Source organism: Actinomyces polynesiensis (genome assembly GCF_000820725.1).
GTDB lineage: Bacteria > Actinomycetota > Actinomycetes > Actinomycetales > Actinomycetaceae > Pauljensenia > Pauljensenia polynesiensis.
The window spans coordinates 1-3050 of sequence record NZ_CCXH01000158.1 but is presented as its reverse complement, the minus strand read 5'-3'; the positions used below and the strand labels follow the sequence as shown (position 1 = coordinate 3050).

The window sequence follows — 3050 nt, the reverse complement described above, 5'->3', positions numbered from 1 at the left end:
CCAGGGCCGCGACGGAGCAGGCACCCACCACGCAGGCCAGGAGCCGGACGGGCCGGTGGCGCGGGTCGTCCCAGGGCAGGGGCGAGACCGAGGCGCGCAGGCAGGCGACGAGGAGCCCCAGGCCGGCGAGGGAGAGCGCGGGGGAGGCCCAGGCGTGGGCGACACCGGCGGCGGTCGTCCCGCCGGTGGGGGCGAGGAAGGCGACGTCGACGTGTCCGAGCAGCAGCGCGAGGACGGCTCCCGCCACCGCCAGTCCCAGCCCGCCGCGCACCAGCCAGGCGCCCTCGTCGGTGCGCAGGGAGGCGAGGACGGCCAGCACCAGCAGGAGACCCACCGGGACGCCGAGTGCCCACACCCAGGGATGCCAGGAGACGGCGGAGGGGATGCCGAGCAGCGTCTGCCAGGAGGGGGCGGCACCCACGGCGAGGGCGGGGCCGCCGGTGGTGAGCAGGGCGGCCCAGCCGTCCGCCCGTCGGAACTGGTGGGCGAGGGTCGGGGCGAGGAGCACCAGGGAGGGCACGACGCTGAGGGCGAGGTCGAGTGCCCGACGTCGGGTGACGGCCAGGGCGACCGCCGCGCCGAGCAGTGCCGGGAGGAGCATCCAGGGGGCGGCGCAGGTGACGCCCGCCAGGGTGAGCGCGGTGGCTCCGGCGACTCCCGCGCGGCGCTGGGCGGTGTCCGCGGTGACGTACCCGTCGGCACCTGCGGTGACGAGGACGGGAGCCGGTGCGAGGAGTCGCAGCCATCCCCAGGCCACCAGGGGGAGCAGGACGTGCACGAGGACGGCGGCGAGCCGTCCCTGGGAGGCGGAGAGCGTGAGGGCGGGCATGGCGGCCCAGGCCAGACCCGCGGCCACCCGCACAGGCACGGAGGTCGTCAGGGTCGCGCCGAGGGCCCAGGCCGTCCAGGCCGACAGGGGGACGGCGAGGACCAGCAACCACGTCCACACGGTGCCCGCGCTGATGCCCAGGGCGGCGAAGGGGGCACTGAGCAGGGAGAGCGGGATGAGCACCGGGTCGGCGGGTCCGGGGGACCCGTCCCCGCCCGGGATCCAGGCGGCCCAGGTGGAGGACCAGAGATCTCCCCAGCGGCTGGGCGCACCGGCCCAGGCAGCACCGCTCACGCCCCCGAGGAACCGCGCCCAGACGACCAGGGCGACGAGCGTCGTGGCCGTCAGGAGTCCCGAGAGCCCGGCCCGCGTACGGCGGCCGTGTCGTCGCAGTGAGGCGACCACCAGCGGGTCGAGCGGGGTGACCGGCCCCCCGGAACGACGGATGCGACGTGCGAGGCGCGCCTCGGTGGCCAGGGCACGCCGCGAGGACTCCAGGGGCGCCAGGACCGAGCGTGGGAGCCTGGCCCCGCGGGCGTTGCGCAGACGGGAGCGGAGCAGGTGCGGGGTGGCGCGGACGAGGTCCCACCACGCGGCGGTCTCGTCAGGTGCGAGTCGGGAGGCCCCCGTGAGCAGCCTCCCGAATGCACGCAGCGGGGACCACAGGAGGAGCCCGAGCACCAGGAAGGGCACCTGCCACCAGGAGACGGCCAGGAACCAGTTCACCAGCTGCGCGCTGCGTCGACGGCGGAAGGAGACGTCGCGGGCGTGGGGGTCCCCCGTGGGGGGCCAGGGTTCGAGGGAGCGGCGTGCGTGCCGCACGCGGGCCCGGGGCGCCAGGACCACCCGGTACCCGGCGCGTCGCGCGCGGCGCCCGAACTCCAGGCCGTCCCCGAAGGGACCCAGCAGGGGGTCGGTCCCGCCGAGCTGTTCCCAGACCCCACGCTCGACGAGCATGCCGGCGGTGCCGACCGCCAGCACGTCCGAGCGGTCGTCGTACTGCCCCTGGTCGATCTCACCGGGAGCGAGGGCATCGAGTCGGCGACCGCTGCGGGTCGCCTCGATCCCGACCTCGAGGACGTGCCCACCGTCCCACGTCACCTGCTTCGGTCCGACGACGGCGGTCGTCCTCCCCTGGTCGGCGACCTCCCACAGACGCTGGAGGCAGGTGGGTTCGGGGGCGGAGTCGTCGTGGAGGACCCACCACCAGCGCGCTGCACCCAGGGCAGCCGCCGCCCGGGGGTCCTGCGCTGCGCGACGCACGGCGTCACCCAGGTTGCGGGCCCCGCCCTCGTGCACCACGAGCGTCGTGGCGGGACGGAGGGCCGGGAGCGGGTCCGGCAGGGGTGCGGGGCCACCCGCGTCCACGACGACGACCTGGTCGGGGACCAGGGTCTGCGCTGCGAGGCCGCGCAGGGTGGTGGCGAGGAAGGGAGTGTCTCCGCGGGTGACGACGATCGCGACGACCCCGCTGCGGGTGGTGGTCACACCGCCAGGCGCTTGAAGCGTCGCCGTTCGCGCTCCGAGAGCCCACCCCAGATGCCGAAGCGCTCGTCATTGGCCAGGGCGTACTCCAGGCACTCGGCGCGCACGGTGCAGGACTCGCACACGGCCTTCGCCTCACGCGTGGAGCCGCCCTTCTCGGGGAAGAAGGCCTCCGGGTCGGTCTGGGCGCACAGCGCGTGCTGCTGCCAGGCCAACGGACCGTCCGTCCGGGCGAAGCTGTCGACGTCCGACGCATCGGACCACGTCAAGGGCCCATCGCCCAAGATGTTCCACACGGTGTCGTCTCCTCGCCTCTGCAACACGGTATGTGAATTACACGCGTGTCATGCGTCGACGTCAAGCCGGATGGATGTAATTGGACGCCCGTGCAGGGAGCCTGCGAGGACGCCCCGCGCCCTCGCACCCGGATCCCCACCCGCACCCCACCGATCCGGGGAACCCTGTGACACATGGGCCCTTGGGCCCAGGGAGGGGTCGCACCGAACGTGATTCGCGCCACTTGCCGGGGTCGATCCGCGCCCCCTTCTGGTCTAGCGTGACGACATGGAACTGCCACAGCTGATCCACGACCTCGCCGCCCGCCCGGGTCCCGTCCTCACCTGGTACGGGGAGTCCCGCACGGAGCTGGGGGGTGGCGTGGCCGCCCGGTGGCTGGCGAAGACCGCCAACCTGTTGGCCGGGGACCTCGCCGGGGACCTGTTCGAGGACGCCGTGG

General features: G+C 74.7%; 2 protein-coding genes. Both read right to left on the bottom strand.

Features of this window, described 5'->3' with window-relative positions; genetic code table 11:
* Window positions 1-2317 (bottom strand): glycosyltransferase (locus TA90_RS07020; protein WP_052450614.1); only part of this gene is annotated, 2317 nt, incomplete at its 3' end.
* Complete coding sequence (locus tag TA90_RS07015) at window positions 2314-2583, bottom strand: WhiB family transcriptional regulator (protein ID WP_407921584.1); 270 nt, start codon at window positions 2581-2583, stop codon at window positions 2314-2316. The genes TA90_RS07020 and TA90_RS07015, both read right to left, overlap by 4 nt.
* Between the last annotated feature and the right edge of the window lie 467 nt (window positions 2584-3050).